We start from the raw sequence: 251 nt of genomic DNA on the forward strand, positions 1-251 counted from the left end.
GGCGTTGGGAACGTACGGTCTTTGACCGCCTGATGATAGGCTTTAAACGCCCCGGTGATATCCTTGGTTTCATTATGCTCGTCGGTCAAAAAGTCTTTGACAAACTTGGCAGGTTTACGGGTATATACCCCAAGCATATCGTGCATGACCAGCACTTGACCATCACACCCCACGCCCGCACCGATACCAATCACTGGCACGGGGAAAGTGTCACGCACTTTTTTGGCAAGCTCAGCAGGGACACATTCGAG

General features: G+C 51.8%; 1 protein-coding gene. It reads right to left on the reverse strand.

The genetic code is table 11. From position 1 onward, the window contains the following. A partial coding sequence (locus AB2B41_RS23650) for a 3-methyl-2-oxobutanoate hydroxymethyltransferase (protein ID WP_367880267.1) occupies positions 1-194 on the reverse strand: 194 nt, incomplete at its 3' end. Between the last annotated feature and the right edge of the window lie 57 nt (positions 195-251).

The organism is Sulfitobacter sediminis, assembly GCF_040811725.1.
Classification (GTDB): domain Bacteria; phylum Pseudomonadota; class Alphaproteobacteria; order Rhodobacterales; family Rhodobacteraceae; genus Sulfitobacter; species Sulfitobacter sediminis.